16 protein-coding genes are annotated in these 15,852 nt (G+C 64.9%); 9 read left to right on the forward strand and 7 right to left on the reverse strand.

Features of this window, described 5'->3' with window-relative positions; genetic code table 11:
- Nucleotides 1–8: 8 nt before the first annotated feature.
- Nucleotides 9–983, reverse strand: a complete 975-nt coding sequence (locus tag E2481_RS00135; protein WP_136715093.1) for an FKBP-type peptidyl-prolyl cis-trans isomerase — start codon at nucleotides 981–983, stop codon at nucleotides 9–11.
- 136 nt (nucleotides 984–1,119) lie between these two features.
- On the opposite strand from E2481_RS00135, the gene cyaB reads away from it, so the two are divergent.
- On the forward strand, nucleotides 1,120–1,680 hold the full coding sequence (cyaB, locus tag E2481_RS00140; RefSeq protein WP_136715094.1) for a class IV adenylate cyclase: 561 nt from the start codon (nucleotides 1,120–1,122) through the stop codon (nucleotides 1,678–1,680).
- Nucleotides 1,681–1,739: 59 nt separating this feature from the next.
- Nucleotides 1,740–2,942: a methionine adenosyltransferase gene (locus E2481_RS00145; RefSeq protein ID WP_136715095.1), complete on the forward strand. Its 1,203-nt coding sequence runs from the start codon at nucleotides 1,740–1,742 to the stop codon at nucleotides 2,940–2,942.
- A 30-nt stretch (nucleotides 2,943–2,972) separates the two neighbouring features.
- Here E2481_RS00145 and E2481_RS00150 read toward each other — a convergent pair whose 3' ends face one another.
- Entirely contained in the window at nucleotides 2,973–3,533 is a 561-nt protein-coding gene (locus tag E2481_RS00150) for a DUF7504 family protein (protein ID WP_136715096.1), read from the reverse strand.
- A complete protein-coding gene (locus tag E2481_RS00155; protein ID WP_136715097.1) occupies nucleotides 3,530–5,080 on the reverse strand; it encodes an RAD55 family ATPase in 1,551 nt (516 codons plus the stop codon). Before E2481_RS00155 ends, E2481_RS00150 begins: the two co-directional genes overlap by 4 nt.
- Nucleotides 5,081–5,214: 134 nt before the next feature.
- Between E2481_RS00155 and E2481_RS00160 the strand changes: the two genes are divergently transcribed.
- Nucleotides 5,215–5,736, forward strand: a complete 522-nt coding sequence (locus tag E2481_RS00160; protein ID WP_136715098.1) for a DUF5804 family protein — start codon at nucleotides 5,215–5,217, stop codon at nucleotides 5,734–5,736.
- Between the two features lie 18 nt (nucleotides 5,737–5,754).
- Here E2481_RS00160 and E2481_RS00165 read toward each other — a convergent pair whose 3' ends face one another.
- Nucleotides 5,755–6,756, reverse strand: coding sequence for a PLP-dependent cysteine synthase family protein (locus tag E2481_RS00165; RefSeq protein ID WP_136715099.1), 1,002 nt, complete (start codon nucleotides 6,754–6,756; stop codon nucleotides 5,755–5,757).
- A gap of 126 nt (nucleotides 6,757–6,882) precedes the next feature.
- Between E2481_RS00165 and E2481_RS00170 the strand changes: the two genes are divergently transcribed.
- From E2481_RS00170 to E2481_RS18475, 3 genes are all read left to right on the forward strand, one after another.
- A complete protein-coding gene (locus E2481_RS00170) occupies nucleotides 6,883–7,338 on the forward strand; it encodes a DUF488 family protein, N3 subclade (RefSeq protein WP_136715100.1) in 456 nt (151 codons plus the stop codon).
- A 67-nt stretch (nucleotides 7,339–7,405) separates the two neighbouring features.
- Nucleotides 7,406–7,813, forward strand: coding sequence for a TlpA family protein disulfide reductase (locus E2481_RS00175; RefSeq protein WP_136715101.1), 408 nt, complete (start codon nucleotides 7,406–7,408; stop codon nucleotides 7,811–7,813).
- A gap of 97 nt (nucleotides 7,814–7,910) precedes the next feature.
- Nucleotides 7,911–9,101 (forward strand): hypothetical protein, encoded by a 1,191-nt coding sequence (locus E2481_RS18475; protein ID WP_169302339.1) that lies wholly within the window; start codon nucleotides 7,911–7,913, stop codon nucleotides 9,099–9,101.
- Between the two features lie 90 nt (nucleotides 9,102–9,191).
- On the opposite strand, the gene E2481_RS00185 is transcribed toward E2481_RS18475, so the two are convergent.
- On the reverse strand, nucleotides 9,192–11,321 hold the full coding sequence (locus E2481_RS00185; protein ID WP_136715102.1) for a thioredoxin domain-containing protein: 2,130 nt from the start codon (nucleotides 11,319–11,321) through the stop codon (nucleotides 9,192–9,194).
- A gap of 107 nt (nucleotides 11,322–11,428) precedes the next feature.
- Between E2481_RS00185 and purD the strand changes: the two genes are divergently transcribed.
- Nucleotides 11,429–12,718: a phosphoribosylamine--glycine ligase gene (purD, locus tag E2481_RS00190; protein ID WP_136715103.1), complete on the forward strand. Its 1,290-nt coding sequence runs from the start codon at nucleotides 11,429–11,431 to the stop codon at nucleotides 12,716–12,718.
- Nucleotides 12,719–12,757: 39 nt separating this feature from the next.
- A complete protein-coding gene (locus E2481_RS00195) occupies nucleotides 12,758–13,258 on the forward strand; it encodes an acyltransferase (protein WP_136715104.1) in 501 nt (166 codons plus the stop codon).
- A 1-nt stretch (nucleotide 13,259) separates the two neighbouring features.
- On the opposite strand, the gene E2481_RS00200 is transcribed toward E2481_RS00195, so the two are convergent.
- Nucleotides 13,260–14,039 carry a mechanosensitive ion channel domain-containing protein gene (locus E2481_RS00200; RefSeq protein ID WP_136715105.1) on the reverse strand — a complete coding sequence of 260 codons (780 nt, stop codon included), beginning with the start codon at nucleotides 14,037–14,039 and terminating at the stop codon, nucleotides 13,260–13,262.
- On the reverse strand, nucleotides 14,039–14,851 hold the full coding sequence (dacZ, locus tag E2481_RS00205; RefSeq protein WP_136715106.1) for a diadenylate cyclase DacZ: 813 nt from the start codon (nucleotides 14,849–14,851) through the stop codon (nucleotides 14,039–14,041). The genes E2481_RS00200 and dacZ overlap by 1 nt, the downstream gene beginning before the upstream one ends.
- Nucleotides 14,852–15,018: 167 nt before the next feature.
- Between dacZ and E2481_RS00210 the strand changes: the two genes are divergently transcribed.
- Nucleotides 15,019–15,843: an alpha/beta fold hydrolase gene (locus E2481_RS00210; protein WP_136715107.1), complete on the forward strand. Its 825-nt coding sequence runs from the start codon at nucleotides 15,019–15,021 to the stop codon at nucleotides 15,841–15,843.
- The last annotated feature ends 9 nt before the right edge of the window (nucleotides 15,844–15,852 follow it).

The following is a 15,852-nucleotide window of genomic DNA, read 5'->3' on the forward strand; positions in this document are numbered from 1 at the left end:
GTGTAGACTTACTCGTCCGCGGCGTCGCCGATCTCCTCGACGATCTCTTCGGCGTCGACGTCGGCGTCTTCGAGGGCTTCCTCGATGTCCTCGCCGCCAGCACCGCCCATACCGCCCATCATGCCGCCCATGCCCATGCCCATCCCGGAGCCGTCGATGATCTCCTGGATGATGACGCGGTCGATGCCGAGCAGGTCAGTGACCTGCTGACAGATCTGTTGTTTCTGCATCATCCACTGCTGATTCATCGTCAGCTGCATGTTCGCCTCGATGTACAGCGTCTCCTTTTCGACCTCGACGGTCTCGGTCTCGGGTTCCGCGTCCTCGTCGTCCTCGTCAGGCTGGACGACCTCTTCTTCCTCGACGGTGTCGGTCTGTAACCACATCTCCAGCTCCATGTCGAGGTACATCTCGAAGAGGCTCTGGGCCTGCTCCATCCGGTCGTCGACCGTGCCGACGACCTCGTAGTCGTACTCGATGTCCTCGCCGGCCAGCGGGTGGTTGAAGTCGACGCGCGCGCGGCCGCCGATGATCGTCTCGACGCGACCCTGCTCCTGGTCGATCTGGACCTGCGCGCCGGGGTAGCGGTCGTCCTCGGGGATCTTGTTGGCACTGACCGTGCGGACCTCTTCGTCGTCGAACTCGCCGAACGCTTCCGCGGCGGGGACCTCGACGGACCCGGACTTGCCGACTTCGCCGCCGATGATGTCTTCTTCGACGGCCTCGAAGAGGAAGCCCTCGCCCAGAACGAGCGTTCGGGGTTCGAAGGTCCGTTCCTCGTCGTCGATGCCCTCTTCCTCGGCGACCTCGGGATCGGTCGTGTCGACGATCATGCCCTCTTCGACGGTGCGGGCGGTGTAGTCGAGTTCGATGAAATCGCCGTTCTGGAGTCCCTCGGTGGACTCCTCGGTCTCAACGTCTTCTTCGGTCTCGGCTACGTCATCGGCCTGCTCGGCCTCGTCGGCCTCGGCTTCGTCACTCATATCGAGACAGTCAGGGCTTGTACTCTTAAGGTCAACGTTTCGGCACAGCAGCGGTGTCGGGGACCCGAGACGTTGCTGTCGGCCCCGTGCGCACGGAATCCGACTGCTTTTGTGCCGGCCGGCGAACCCACCAGGTATGTACGAGGTCGAGGTCAAGGTCCAGGCCGACCACGAACGCGTGCGCGACCGCTTGGGCGAACTCGGTGCCGAGTCCATCGGGACGGTCACGCAGGTCGACACCTACTTCGACGCCCCGCACAGGGAGTTCACCGAGACCGACGAGGCGCTCCGCATCCGCCGCGAGAGTCGGGACGACGAGACGAACGCTCGCCTGACCTACAAAGGGCCGCTCGTCGATGCCGAGTCCAAGACGAGAGAGGAAGTCGAAGCGGCCGTCGCGAACGGCGACGACGTACGCGCGATCCTGGAGGCGCTGGGTTTCTCGCCGGCCGCGACAGTCCGAAAGGAGCGTGAACGGTTCCGATACGACGAGTTCACCGTCACGCTCGACAACATCGACGGGTTGAACACGTTCGTCGAAGTCGAGACGCACGCCGACACCGAAGACGCCGTCGAAGCGAACCGCGAAGCGGCCTTCGAGTTGCTCGAACGCCTGAACCTCGACCCGGACGACCAGATCCGCACCTCGTATCTCGGCTTGCTGCTCGCTGACGGGGACGGCGATACCTCTCAGTAATCGTTATTCTGCGGAAATTTCCGTAAGTTATAGAATCCCCACCTGCCAAGGGATGGCTAATGACCGAGCGGAACATTCGCGTCCAGCCGACCAACCGGCTGGCAGTCGAAGACCAGGAAGTCGAGATCGTCGAGCGAAAAGGGATCGGACACCCCGACTCCATCTGTGACGGCGTCGCCGAGAGCGTCGCGCGCGCGCTGGCCCAGACCTACCTCGATCGGTTCGGGAAGCCGCTCCACTACAACACCGACGAGACGCAACTCGTCGCCGGCACCGCCGCCCCGGCCTTCGGCGGCGGCGAGATGCTCGAACCGATCTACCTCCTCATCGTCGGCCGCGCCACCAAGGAGTACGAGGGCACGAAGATTCCGGCCGAGACCATCGCCCTCGAGGCCGCTCGCGACTACATCAACGAGGAACTGCCGCGCCTCGACGTCGGCAAGGACGTCGTCGTCGACGTGAAACTCGGCGAGGGGAGCGGCGACCTCCAGGAGGTCTTCGGCGAGGACGGGTCGGTCCCGATGGCCAACGACACGAGTTTCGGCGTCGGTCACGCGCCGCTAACCGAGACCGAACAGATTGTCTACAACACGGAGCGCAAGTTGAACACCGAGTACGCCGAGGAAAACCCGGAGGTCGGGCCGGACATCAAGGTGATGGGCAAACGCGAGAACGATCACATCGACGTGACCGTCGCCGTCGCGATGGTCGACGAGTACGTCGCGGACATGGACGAGTACCGCGATGCCGTCGACGGGGTCCGGGAGTACGTCACCGAGTTGGCGACCGACTACACGGACCGCTCGGTCGAGGTCGAGGTCAACACCGCCGACGACTACGACGAGGGGTCGATCTATCTCACCACGACTGGCACGTCGGCCGAACAGGGCGACGACGGGTCGGTCGGCCGCGGCAACCGCGCCAACGGCCTCATCACGCCCAACCGGCCGATGAGCATCGAGGCGACGAGCGGCAAAAACGCCGTCAACCACATCGGGAAGATCTACAACCTGCTCTCGACGGACATCGCCGAGACGGTCGGCGAGGAGGTCGACGGCATCCGGGAGCTCCAGATCCGCCTGCTTTCCCAGATCGGCCGCCCCATTGACGAGCCACACGTCGCCGACGCGGACGTCGTCACCGAGGACGGCGTTGCCGTCTCGGACATCGAGGACGACGTCTCGGCCGTCATCGACCGGGAACTCGCCGACGTGACGAGTATCACGAAACGGGCTATCGACGGCGAACTGTCGACGTTCTGAGGGGGAGTCGGTCGCCGTACATTTTGGGGCTTACTCGTCGGCCTGGACCATGTCGTCGAAGGTGGTTTTCAGCCGGCTGAGAACCTGATCGTCGTGTGCGTTCGGGTCGATGTGGAAGTGACCGACGGCACCGGTCGTGTGGAGTTGGCCGGTGAACATGTGCAGGAACTTGTAGGCGCTCTCGACGTCGACGAACTGGAGCAACGCTGTAACGGAGTCGAAGCAGACGAAGATATCGTTGTCAGTCTCCGAGAGCGCCGTCAGTGCGTTGTTGATTTCCATCCCCAGTCCGGTGAGGTCGTTGGGGTTGGCGGTGAAGACTTCGACGTTCTCGTTCCCGGTGTCGTAGTCCGATACGTCGGCCGACGCTCGGTCGTTGACGTTGACGATGGCCGTGTTCGCCGGGAGGTCCCCGACCAGGTCGGTCCACTCCTCTATGAGGTGGTCGGGCGATCGGTGGTAGACGATTCGGAGGAGGTCCATTTCGGCTGGCGGGGAATCGGTCAGGAGGTGGTAACACGACTCCGTCTTTCCGTCGCTCATCGCCGAGGCCAACACCAGGACGTTCGCCGGCTCGACGTCGGGGCTCACAGTCCCACCCCGTCCTCGCCGGCCCGCGGCGGCCGCTGGATGCGCATGTACGGTTTCTCTTCGGTGTATTCCACCAGTCGCGTCGAGCCGAGGAATCCGGCCGGCGACTTCTTGAGTTTGAGGTACTGGAGGCCCTTGTCGTTGATCCAGGTTCTGAGCACCTGCCAGGAACCGTTCTTGTAGAACTCGGCCAGCTGGTCGTTCATCGTTCCCGGATTGAAGAAGTATAGTGACGTGTCTTCGTCCCGCATCAGGTTCTCCTCCTGCCAGAACCGGACCTGCTTCAGTTCGTCGTTCGTCATCACGGGAAGCTGTGCTTCGACGTTGATGACCGTGAACAGGTCCTTCTCGCCGCGCCGCTCGTCGATGGTCTGGAACACCTCGTCGGCGCTCTCGTCGTCGTGGACCCGCGGTTTGAACACGTTCCGGCGGGTGTTCTCCCAGATGTTCGGGTAGTCGACGAGGAACATGTGATCGTTTTCCAGCAGGTGGTCCATGTCGCCGATGTCCCGCTCGATGATCGCTTCCAGGCGTTTCGGTGGTAGTTCGACCGGCGGCACGAAGGCGATGGCCATGTCCCGGTCGACGGCCGCCCGCATCAGGTTCGTGATGATCGAGTGGGGACTGGCCTGGCCGTCGTGTTGGAGCAGCATCGTCCCGCCCGTGACGATGCCGCCGCCCAGGAGCGCGTCCAGCCCGTCGATGCCCGTCGGCATGAAGTCCTCGGGGACGAACTCGCCGGGATGAGTCCGCATCCGGGGAATGAGCCTGATCCCTTCGTCAGCGAACTCCGTCTGGAACACGCGCGTGTCGTGGTCGACGCCCCGCATCTTCATGATCTCCAGGAAGCGGTGGTAGTCGCCCTCGACGTTCTCGCGCCAGAGCCGGATGACGCCGTGGGTGTTGTACTGGACCGAATCGGCGACTGCGACGGTGGCGCGCCCGGATTTCGACCCGGGCTCGCTCTCCTCGGCGGTCAACAGCGCCGTCGCCTCGAAGTCGTCGGAGAACAGTCGAATCAGGTCCAGGATCGCCCGGCGAAACAGATCGTAGTCCTCGCCCATCGCGGAGAGACCCGACACGCTGTCGAGAACGACGCGGTCGACGGGCGCGTACTGTCGGAGGTGCTTGACGATGTACTCCGGTTCGAAGGGGGCAGAATAGCCCTCTCCGACCGAATCACCGCCGTCGAGCGTCTTCAGGGTGAGTTCTCGGTCCTCGTCTTCGAGCGTGTAGCCCGAAGTCGCGTGCAGCGTCGTGATCGTCAGGTTCTCGTCGTCCAACTCGAAGTCGTACCCAGCGAACGTGTCCCTGAGTTCGTCCTGGGTCTGCTCGGTGCTGATGAACAGACAGGAGTCGTCGCGTGCCACCCCTTCCTGGAGGAACTGCATCCCGAAGGTCGACTTCCCGGTCCCCGGCCCACCGCTCAGCAGGATCGCCCGGTTCTCCGGAAGCCCCCCACGGAGCAGTTCGTCCAGTACGGGACTGCCAGAGGGAACCTTCCGTACCGCACCGGTCGGTTCGGCCGGATCTGTATCTCGGCTCATTGCTGTCTATTTATCCTGGGACCTTACGGACAGCGACCATTTGGAATTACTGGTCGTTACAGTGCTAGAGGACGAGAGGCCCGACCTTCGACCGAGCCGAAACCGCTTTGCCTCGTCGGGGTCACCTGCCCGACATGGCGCGGGTCTGTATCGTCGGCACGCCGGAGACGAACCTCCGGTACGAACTCCTCTCGCGAGAGACGGCGCGGAACGCACTCGCCACCTACGACCTGCGCGAACCCTTCGAGAACACCGTCGCCGTCGAGACGGTGAGTCTCGGCTCGGCCGTCGCCCTCCTCGGCGACCTGAACTGGTATCTCGTCCGCTTCGCCCGCGACGTGTTCGTCATGGAGCCCAGCGTCAGCGAAACCGAGTGGCTCTCGCGGGACCTCGCTGCCGCGCTGCGGGACGACGACGTCACCGACGACGACGCCCAGCGATTCCTCAAGATCTACGGCGTCGTCGAACCGGACCCGCCCGAGCGCGACGACGAGGACGACGAGCAACCCGCGACCGAGCAGCCGCCGGAGCTGGTCGAACCGATGTACGTCACCCGAACGGGCCGCGAGTTACCCGAGTACGACCTCCGGGAGGTCGACGACACGCTGACCGTCCGGGTCACCGAATCGGAGTTCGGCGGCGAGAAACAGCGGTAGGGGACCCGAATTCTGCAGCTAGCGGTCGAACATCCCGGTCGACATGTACCGCTCGCCCGAGTCCCAGAACACGGTGACGACGAGCGGACAGTCCACGAATTCCTCGCTTCCCGGATCGGCCGGTCCCTCGCCGTCCATGACGATCCCCGGCGGCGGCCCCTGCTCGTCGGGCGAGGGGGGACAGGTCACCTCGGGGTCCGCGAGCCGCTCGGCGACGCGATGGGCGACGAGATTCGTTCCACCGCTGGACTGGCCGACGAGGACGCCCTCCTCGCGGGCGAGACGGCGACACTCGGCTTCGGCCGCGTCGATTCCGACGGTCTCGACCGAGTCGATGATCTCGGTGTCGAGGTTCTCGGAGACGAAGCCCGGTCCCATCCCCTGGAAGTCGTCGTCGCCGGACTCGCCCGTCGACAGGACGGCGTTTGCGTCCGGTTCGACGGCGACGACCTCCATCTCGGGGTATTCCTCTTTCAGTCGGTTGGCCGTCCCCGATAGCGTGCCGCCGGTGCCGACACCGGCGACGAACGCGTCGGGTTCGCGGTCGCCGACCTGCCGGATGATCTCCTCGCCGGTCGTCCGGTAGTGGGCCTCCGGGTTGGCGGGGTTCTCGAACTGGCGGGTCTGGACCATGCCTTTCTCGGCTTCCAACTGATCGGCTCGCTCCCTGGCATCGGTCATGTCGCCGTCGATCAGTTCGAGCTCCGCCCCGTAGGCCGCCATGATGTTGCGGCGCTCCTCCGATTTGGACGCGGGCATGACGATGGTTACGTCGTAGCCCTTCGCCGCAGCGGCCAGCGAGAGTCCGATTCCCGTGTTGCCGCTGGTCGGTTCGACGAGGTGGTCCCCGGGTTCGATCTCCCCCGCGGACTCGGCAGCCTCGATCATCGCCAGCGCCGGGCGGTCCTTGGCCGATCCGCCGGGGTTCTTCGATTCGATCTTCGCCGCGACTGTCGCGCCCGGCGGGGACCGGACCTGTACCAGCGGCGACCCGATGGCTTCGAGAACGGACGAATGCATTGGCCACCGATAGGCAGGCCCGGGGTAAATGCCCCCTGCCTCCGGCAGCGCGTGCCTCCGACGGTGACACCCGCACCAATCAGGGTTCGGCCGCGGGTTTTTGCCACTCCCGGGACAAGGCACGCCATGGCCAGTGGAGGGACCGACGGACTGGCGGGGCAGGTCCGCGAGACGTACGTCGCGGCGATACAGCACGACCTCGTCGAGTTCGATGCGGACGCCAGACTCGTCGGCGTCGTCCGGCGACCGACCGGCTGGTTCCACACCGCCGTCGACGAGAACCGCCCGGAACTGGGACCCCCTGAAACCCTGCTCGACGAGGTCAAAGACGAACAGGAGGACCTCAAAATGCAGGGGATGTGCGACGAGGGTGCACACAACGCCGCCTGGGAGAACTGTTCGTTCGCCGACCGCTACGGGGAGTACCTCGCGGAATCCGGGGCCGCCCGAGCCGCGGTAGACGACCTGGCGAGTGCGGTCGAGACTGGGACGACGGTCGTCCTCGTCTGTTTCGAGGGCGAGAACAAGCGCTGTCACCGACACGCGCTGGTCGAGGAAATCGAGGGACGGCTGAACAGCTGACGGAGCTGCTCGGGGCGCGATTAGCCGAACCCGGCCGGTTAAGCCCCTCGGCGACTAACAGTCATTCATGACCGAGGACGGACACCTCACCACGATGGAACCGGATCCCGTATGGGACGCGAAGAGCTACGAAGACACCGTCGACACGCTGGCCGACCACGCCGACGACCTCGTGTTCAAGGTCTGGGGCGGCGACTGGTGTAAGGACTGTCGTTCCCAGTTGCCCGCGTTCGGCGCGGCGCTGAAAGCCGCAGAGGTTCCCGAGGAGAACGTCGAACACTACCCGACCGAGAAGGAAGACGACGGCTCGAAGACCGGCCCCGGCGTCTCCGAGTACGGCATCGAGTACATCCCGACGGTCGTCGTGGAGCGCGCCGAGACCGGGGAAGAGGTCGCTCGCTTCGTCGAGGACGAAGACGTGCCCATCGCCGTGTACCTGGCCGACCAGCTCGCAGGGCTCGAACTCGACGCCTGATAACTGCGTGCTTCGTTTCTGGTCGTCGTACCCGCCCACCGTCGCCGCACCGGTAGCTTGCGGATAACAAACCCGCCGGCGATCGGCAACCGATCGTATGGAAGACGACGGTGATCCATCGGCAGGCATCGATCGCCGCCGTGTGCTCGGAATGCTCGGCGGAGCGACGGCCACCATCGCGGGCTTCTCTGGGCTCACGACGGCCACGCGGGCGGGCGACGATGGCCGAACGTACAGACTAGTCCAGGGAGATCAGTGTCACGAACTGACGCCGCTTACGGACGATGAACTCGCCACCGCGTTCTACGACTGGGACACGTGGGAGACGAAGTACAGTTCGGAGGGGACGACCGACCTCCAGCGACCCGACACGAGCATCCTGTTTCTCTACGAGACGCCGGACGGGGTCGTCCATCTGGTCGTCGTTCACGGGAAGTTGGGCGGCGACCACGACGGGGGGTCGGCCACCTTCGAGTTTCACGACATGCCGGAGCACGGTGACTGGATCGTACAGGACGACTACTACGACGGGTCGACGAACTACGACAACTGGTCCGTGGACAGCGACCACCACACCGTCGACTGGACGTGGGCCGGTGGCCGAACGGATGGCGGCCTCTACGGCCCGTTAGGAGACGATTTCGAGGTCCGCATCGAACCCCTGTTCAACGGGGACGCGGCGCTCTACGGCGAGTACTACGACGGCGAGGTGACCGAGTGGGAGGCGCTCTCGGGCGACCGGTCGGACCCCGACCGAATCACGCTCGACATGAGCCGACCGATTCGGCTCGAAGTCGGAGCCTGCGCAGAGGACGGGGACGGCCGGGACGACACCGACGATGGTGACGATGACGACAGTGATGAAGACGATGGAACCGGGGGCGACCACGAGGACGGCGGTCACGACGATGAAGACGAAAGCGACGGTGACGATGACCGTGACAGCGACGACGATGACAGGGGAGACGAGGACGAAGACGACGAAGACGGCGATGACGACGAAGACGGCGATGACGACGAAGACGGCGATGACGACGAAGACGGCGATGACGACGAAGACGGCGATGACGACGAAGACGGCGATGACGACGAAGACGGCGATGACGACGACGATGAGGACGAGGAAGAAGAGGAGGAAGAAGACGACAACGATGGTGATGACGATGAAGGGGCGGAGAATCCACCACCGGGACACGGTGGAACGCCGCCAGGTCACGGTGGTAAACCACCCGGTCAAGGCAAGTCACCCGGCGAACGCGGCCCACCCGGAAGGCGTGGCAGTGAGTAACGGGAAAGCTGGTCGAACGTTCAGAGGTCACCCTGTCGGCGATAGGGATCGAGGGGACGGACCGAGGGGTCGGACCGGTGCCAACCTCTGTCAGCGGGCTTCGCCCTGGAACCAGTCCAGTGCGTCCGTGACATCGTGCTGCGGCGGCGAACAGGTGAACTGCTGGCAGGCGTAGACGGTCGGTTCGTCGTCGCGTTGCTCCCGATCGGCCCAGATCGGCGGCGCGTCGTCGAGTTCGAGGGCCTCTAGCCACTCGTCGAGGCCGTCGACGGTCGGCGGTCGAACCGAGAGAATCCGACCCGGAAGGTACGCTCGGCTGATGGACTCGTGCCAGGACTCGGGCAGTCCGTCGGCCGCAACGGTCAACTCACGGGCACCGCTGGCGTAGTGATCGGAAGCGAGCACCAGCGACGAGTGTTGCAACGGATTCGACTCGACGGACCCGCCGTGGGTTTCCAGGACCCGCTCGGCGACGTCGGCGAACCCCTCGCGCGGGACGAAGTGGTCCAGCGCCAGGAGCAACTCCGCGGCGACGCCGGCGCTGGAGGGGGTCGACTGGTCGTTGAGTTCCTGTGGCCGGGCGACCAGTTCCTCGCCGTCGGCGGGCGTGAAATAGAGCGTGCCTGCCTCGGCGTCCCAGAAGTCGACCTCGATGGTCCGGGCCAGTTCGAGGGCGAAGGCGAGGTGGGCCACGTCGCCGGTCGCCTGGTACAGGTCGAACGCGCCCCGGGCCAGGAAGGCGTAGTCTTCGAGGTAGCCGTCGACTTTGACATCCCCGTCCTTGAACCGCCGGGAGAGTCGCCCCTCCTCGGCATCCCAGAGTCGGTCCCGAACGAATTCGAGCGCATTCGCGCCGGTCTCAGCCAGATGGTCGTCACCGGTGACCAGCGCGCCCTCGGCGAACGCCGAGATCATCAGGCCGTTCCAGCTGGCCAGAACCTTCTCGTCGCGGGCCGGTCGCGGTCGCTCGCTCCGGGCCTCGAAGACCTGCTCGCGGGCGGTTTCTAGCCTGTCCTCGACTTCGGACTCGTCCATCTCGTACGTCTCGGCGAGGTCGGGCACGCTCGCGACGACGGTCAGGACGTTGCTCTTCTCGAAGTTGCCGGGTTCGGTGACGCCGAAGCGGTCACAGAAGAGGTCGGCGTCGGTCTCGTCGTCGACCGCCTCGCGGACCCCCGCGGGTGTCCAGACGTAGAAGGCACCCTCCTCGTCCTCGCCGGATTCACCCTCGCTCTGGGCGTCGAGCGTGCTGAAGAATCCCCCCTCCTCGTGAGTCAGTTCCCGCTCGACGAACGCGAAGGTCTCGTGGGCGACCTCGCGGTACCGCTCGGTGCCGAACGCCTGGTAACCGGCCAGCAGCGTGCGCGGGATCTCGGCGTTGTCGTACAGCATCTTCTCGAAGTGGGGGACGACCCAGTCGCGGTCGGTGCAGTACCGGTGGAACCCTCCGCCGGCGTGGTCGTAGAGGCCACCGTCGACCATCGCGTCCAGGGCTTCCTCGGCCACTTCGCGGTAGACGTCTCGGCCCGTTCGCTCGTGAGCGCGCATGAGGATGTGGATGCGACCGGCCTGCGGGAACTTTGGGCCGCGTCCCCAGCCCCCTTCCTCGCGATCGGCCCCCCGAACCGCTGCCTGTGCGGCCGATTCGAGGGTGTTCTCGTCCGGCCCCGCTTCGGCCGGTTCGGGCGTCTCTTCGAGTTCGCCGCGGACGGCTTCGGTCCACTGCTCGGCCCGGTCTTCGAGTTCGTCGCGGTCAGTCTCCCAGCTGTCGCTGATACGGTCGAGCAGGTCGCCGAAGCCGGGCTGGCCCCGCTTTGGCTCGCTCGGGAAGTAGGTCCCGACGAAGAAGGGCTTGCCCTCGGGCGTGAGCCAGACCGAGAGCGGCCAGCCGCCGCGTCCGCTCGTCATCTGGCAGATGGTCTGATAGATGCTGTCGACGTCGGGGCGCTCCTCGCGGTCGACCTTGATCGGGACGAAGTCCTCGTTCAACTTGCGGGCGATCTCCTCGTCCTCGAAGGATTCGTCTTCCATCACGTGACACCAGTGGCAGGCCGAGTAGCCGACCGAGAGGAAGATCGGCACGTCGCGCTCTTTCGCCGCGTCCAGGGCCTCGTCGTCCCAGGGTTGCCAGTTGACGGGGTTGTCGGCGTGCTGTCTGAGATACGGGCTCTCCTCCTCGTCGAGTCGGTTTCGCTCCGTGGGGGCCTGACCGTCGGTCATGTCTCGGGATACGGGACCGGGACACAAAAGCCCGGGAGACTGGGAACGAGACGGGGAGCCGTCGGTTTATGACAACGCTTACGTGACCGTGGGTCGGGATTTCTCGTATGACAGAGAGAGTGCTGCTGGTTGGTGGCGGTGGCAGGGAACACGCCATCGCCCGCGCGCTGGCCGACTCCGAGGCCGACCTGTTCGCCTGTGCCGGGAACCGCAACCCTGGCATCGCAGCCGTCGCCGAGGGCTTCGAGACGCTCGACACGACCACTCCGCCCGCGGTCGTCTCCTACGCCGAGGACGTCGACGCCAACCTCGCCGTCATCGGTCCGGAAGCGGCACTGGAAGCGGGCGTCGCCGACGCCCTCGACGACGCGGGCGTCTACACGTTCGGTCCCCAGGAGAACGAAGCCCGCATCGAGACGGACAAGGGGTTCCAGCGCCGCTTCATGGAGGAAAACGACGTCCCGGGCTGCCCCGATTTCGAGGAGTTCCGGGACATGGACGCCGCCTGCGAGTACGTCGACGAGTACGACGGCGACCTCGCGATCAAGCCCGCCGGCCTGACCGGCGGGAAGGGCGTCCGCGTCATGGGCGACCAGATCGACGCCGAGGAAGCCAAGGCGTACATCCGCGACTCCGACTACGACCGCATCGTTCTCGAAGAACGCCTCGTCGGCGAGGAGTTCACCATCCAGGGCTTCGTCGCGAACGGCCAGCTTCGAGTCACCCCCGCGGTCCAGGACCACAAGCGCGCCTACGAGGGCGACGAGGGGCCGAACACCGGTGGGATGGGCAGTTACAGCGACGGCTCGCTGGAACTCCCCTTCATGTCCGAAGACGAGTACCGCGAGGCCGTCGACGTGATGGAAGCAGTCGTCGACGCCCTCGACGGCTACAAAGGCGTGCTCTACGGCCAGTTCATGCTCACCGCCGACGGCATCAAGGTCGTCGAGTTCAACGCGCGCTTCGGCGACCCGGAAGCGATGAACACGCTGCCGGTGCTCGCGACGGACTTCCTTGACGTCCTGACGGCCGCTCGCGACGGCGATGACCTCCCGAAACTCTCCTTCGAGCGCCAGGCCACGGTCTGTAAGTATGCCGTCCCGGACGGGTACCCAACCGATCCCGAGGCCGGGGCAAAAGTGACCATCGACGACGAGAGCGCCGGGGACGCCATCCTCTTCTACGCCAGCGTCGACGAGCGCGACGACGGCATCTACACCACGACCTCCCGATCCTTTGCCGTCGTCGGCGTGGCCGACTCCATCACCGAGGCCGAGGAGATGGCCGAGGACGCCCTGGAGAAAGCCGGCACCGAAGGGCTGCGCGTCCGTCACGACATCGGCAAACCCGATCTCGTCCAGCAGCGCATCGACCACATGACCGAACTCCGCGACTAGGCGGTTCGTTTTTACTTCCGTGCGTCGTCTGTGCGGGCAGTGCCAGGTTCAGAGGAGACCCACCGACACGACCGCACGACCGCCCACGCCACGCCGGGCCCGCTGAACTCCCTCCAGCACTGGCTGGACGCCCGCAACCCGCTCGTCGTCTGTCTCAACTACGCCGTCATCGTCGTGGCCCGCATCGCGCCGAGCCTGCGATTGAAGAGCTGGCTGTTGCGCCGCATCGGCGTCACGGTCGGTGAGGGCGTGTCGTGGGGGCTGGAGTCGACGCCGGACGTGTTCTGGCCCGAACTGGTCACCGTCGAAGACCACGCGATCATCGGCTACGACGTAACTCTTCTCTGCCACGAGTTCCTGCAAGACGAGTACCGGACGGGAGAGGTCGTCGTTGGTGAGGGGGCAATGATCGGTGCGGGGGCTATCGTTCTCCCGGGCGTCGAAATCGGCGAAGGGGCACAGGTGGCGGCGAACTCGCTGGTCACCGAGGACGTGCCGCCGGAGACGACCGTGGCGGGCGTGCCGGCCGAAGCGGTGTAGCTCAGTTCCGAATCCGGACGATGCCGCCCCTGAAGACCTGCTGGTTCGGGATAATGAACTCCTCGCCGTCGTTCTCGATGTGGGTGACGAACAGGTCGACCTCCTGGACGATGCCCCGGTTGTCGCCGACGCGGATCTCGTCGCCGATGCTGTACGGTTCGTTCAACAGCAGGTAGACGCCGGCGGCGCCCGCGGCGAGGAGGTCCTTGAACGCCAGTCCGCCGAGGAACACGACGCCAAAGACGTACGCGGTGAGCATTATCAGCAGGGCGTTGGTCGCGACGCCGAGTTGACTCAGCGCGATCAGCGCGGCGATGTAAAAGACGCTGTACTTGATGAGCGTCGGAATCACGCCGACCTCGGGGAGTTTCACGCCGCGCAGTCGCTCGCTGACGAGCAGCGCGGCTTTTTCGCCGAGTACCAGTCCGGCGATGACGGCCAGTGCGGCGATGAACACCTGCGGGAGGAAGGTTGCGATCGACGTCCAGAACGTGTAGGTGTCCAGCAACTGGGCCATCTGCAGTGCAGCCAGCGCGCCGCTGACGTAGATGGTCAGCGCCACGAGCTGTGAGAGGACGCCGACCGTCGAGGTACCCAGTCCGCGAGCCGTTCGCTCGAAGGCGGTTCCCTCGACCGTCTCGGAGAGTCCGAACGCCTCCAGGACCCGTCGGGCGAGCCGACTGACTGTATAGCCGATGACCAGTCCGACGATGAAGATGCCGCTGGCCAACAGGAACCGGGAGGTCGTGATGTACTGGGCGAAGCTCTGGTGGAACGACATCAGTACTCCTCCGGGTCCAGTTCGAGGATCAGTTCACCACCCTTGAACGCACGGACGAGGCCGTCGCTCTCGCTCAGAACCACGGCGATCGCGTTCGTGTCCCGCGTGATCGCTCCGGCAGCCATGTGTCGCGCCCCGAGTCCCTTCGGAATGTCGACGCCCTCCGCGGCGGGTTCGAGATAGCGGTACGCGGAGACGATCTTCCCCGAATCGGAGATGACGAACGCGCCGTCGAGCCGGGAGAACTCCTTCAGCATGACGTTGACGATGGGGTCCCCGACGTGGACGTGTGACTTCTCGAATGGGTTGTAGGAGAGCGGCCGGGACTTGTTCATCACTTTCCCGGCGTCGCCGACGACGAACAGCGCACCGACCGGCTTTCCTTTCTGGCCTTTTTTCCCGAGTTCGATGGCAACCTCCAGCACGTCACGAATGACCGCCGGTTCCGCGCGGGAGTTGGTGAACAGGCCGTAGACGCCGGAGGGGGAGAACTGGTTGGCTTTGACCCGCATTATCGTGTCGATGTTCTCGTCGAAGGTCTTGGTCGCACAGGCGATCTCTGCACCCTCGTCGATCAGGTCTTTTCCCAGCGCGCCTTCGATGCCGAACCTGACGCGACTCGACACGTCGTTGAACTCCAGCGGTAACTCGACGAAGTTCTCGGCCCCGACGGCGTTTTCCTCGGCGACGACCACGACCAGCGTGTCCGCTACCTCCTCGAAGTTTCCATAGAACGACGAACTCGGAGCGAACAGGAAGACGGCATCCACGTCCGCAACGATGTCCCCGAGCAGATCACGCAGGTCACTCATTGTTGTATCAACCGAACTAGCACGAAAAAGCTTTGCGGGGCGTCATGCGGACGTCTCACCTCCGTCACACGTCCACTCGTGCCCGTTCCGGGCGACTGTCTCCGACCTGTACTGTCCAGGAGCAACCGGCTCGTAATTATATATGTCCCGCAACCGTTTCGTCTGCCATGGCAGACCTTCCCGAAGACCCTGACCCTGCGACCGAGATGTACCGACACCGGACAGAGACGGTTTCCGTCGACCGCGGTGAGGGGCCGCCCCTCGTTCTCAGCCACGGCACGCTGATGGACTGGACCATGTTCCAGCCCCAGCTCGACGCGTTCGCCGATGACTACCGCGTCGTCACCTACAACAACCGCGCCCGCACCGACAACTGGCAGGGGCCCTACGACCTCGACGACCTCGCCGACGACTGCCGGACGCTGATGGAAGCAAAAAGTATCGATTCGGCCGTCCTCGGTGGGATGTCGATGGGGGGATTCATGGCGCTCCGATTCGCCCTTCGCTACCCCGATGCCCTCGAAGGTATCGTCCTCATCGACAGCATGGCCAAGCCCCATCCCGAGGATGACCAGGAGCAGTACAACGACATGGTTCAACAGACGAAAGCCGCCGGAGACGTCCCCGAACAGATGGCCGATATCGTCTCGAACATGCTGTTCGGTCGCACGTCGATCGAGCAGCGGACGGACCTCGTCGAGCACTGGAAGAACCGCTGGCTCACGTATCCCGGTGAGGCAGTACACGACGAGGTCAAGTCCTGGCTCCACCGCTCGGGTGTCGAGGACCGACTGGACGAGATCGAGGTACCCGTGTTGATCGTCCACGGCGAGGAAGACATCTCGATCGAACCGGAAATGTCCGAACCGATGGTCGATCAGCTTCCCAACGCCCGGATGGAGACGGTCCCCGAGGCCGGACACTCCTCGAACCTGGAGAACCCCGAACCGGTCAACGACGCCATCAGGTCGTTCCTTGAAGACGTGTACTAGCGAGCGTTC

It is taken from the genome of Halorientalis salina, from assembly GCF_005049285.1.
Lineage (GTDB): Archaea > Halobacteriota > Halobacteria > Halobacteriales > Haloarculaceae > Halorientalis > Halorientalis salina.

What these genes read in the sequence shown, in the direction of transcription:
- E2481_RS00160 (WP_136715098.1), top strand. Translation starts at nt 5,215, where the DNA reads ATGGCGCGGGTCTGTATCGTCGGCACGCCGGAGACGAACCTCCGGTAC.
- dacZ (WP_136715106.1), bottom strand. Translation starts at nt 14,851, where the DNA reads ATGAGTGACCTGCGTGATCTGCTCGGGGACATCGTTGCGGACGTGGAT.
- E2481_RS00185 (WP_136715102.1), bottom strand. Translation starts at nt 11,321, where the DNA reads ATGACCGACGGTCAGGCCCCCACGGAGCGAAACCGACTCGACGAGGAG.
- purD (WP_136715103.1), top strand. Translation starts at nt 11,429, where the DNA reads ATGACAGAGAGAGTGCTGCTGGTTGGTGGCGGTGGCAGGGAACACGCC.
- E2481_RS18475 (WP_169302339.1), top strand. Translation starts at nt 7,911, where the DNA reads ATGGAAGACGACGGTGATCCATCGGCAGGCATCGATCGCCGCCGTGTG.
- cyaB (WP_136715094.1), top strand. Translation starts at nt 1,120, where the DNA reads ATGTACGAGGTCGAGGTCAAGGTCCAGGCCGACCACGAACGCGTGCGC.
- E2481_RS00155 (WP_136715097.1), bottom strand. Translation starts at nt 5,080, where the DNA reads ATGAGCCGAGATACAGATCCGGCCGAACCGACCGGTGCGGTACGGAAG.
- E2481_RS00165 (WP_136715099.1), bottom strand. Translation starts at nt 6,756, where the DNA reads ATGCATTCGTCCGTTCTCGAAGCCATCGGGTCGCCGCTGGTACAGGTC.
- E2481_RS00175 (WP_136715101.1), top strand. Translation starts at nt 7,406, where the DNA reads ATGACCGAGGACGGACACCTCACCACGATGGAACCGGATCCCGTATGG.
- E2481_RS00145 (WP_136715095.1), top strand. Translation starts at nt 1,740, where the DNA reads ATGACCGAGCGGAACATTCGCGTCCAGCCGACCAACCGGCTGGCAGTC.
- E2481_RS00135 (WP_136715093.1), bottom strand. Translation starts at nt 983, where the DNA reads ATGAGTGACGAAGCCGAGGCCGACGAGGCCGAGCAGGCCGATGACGTA.
- E2481_RS00210 (WP_136715107.1), top strand. Translation starts at nt 15,019, where the DNA reads ATGGCAGACCTTCCCGAAGACCCTGACCCTGCGACCGAGATGTACCGA.
- E2481_RS00170 (WP_136715100.1), top strand. Translation starts at nt 6,883, where the DNA reads ATGGCCAGTGGAGGGACCGACGGACTGGCGGGGCAGGTCCGCGAGACG.
- E2481_RS00200 (WP_136715105.1), bottom strand. Translation starts at nt 14,039, where the DNA reads ATGTCGTTCCACCAGAGCTTCGCCCAGTACATCACGACCTCCCGGTTC.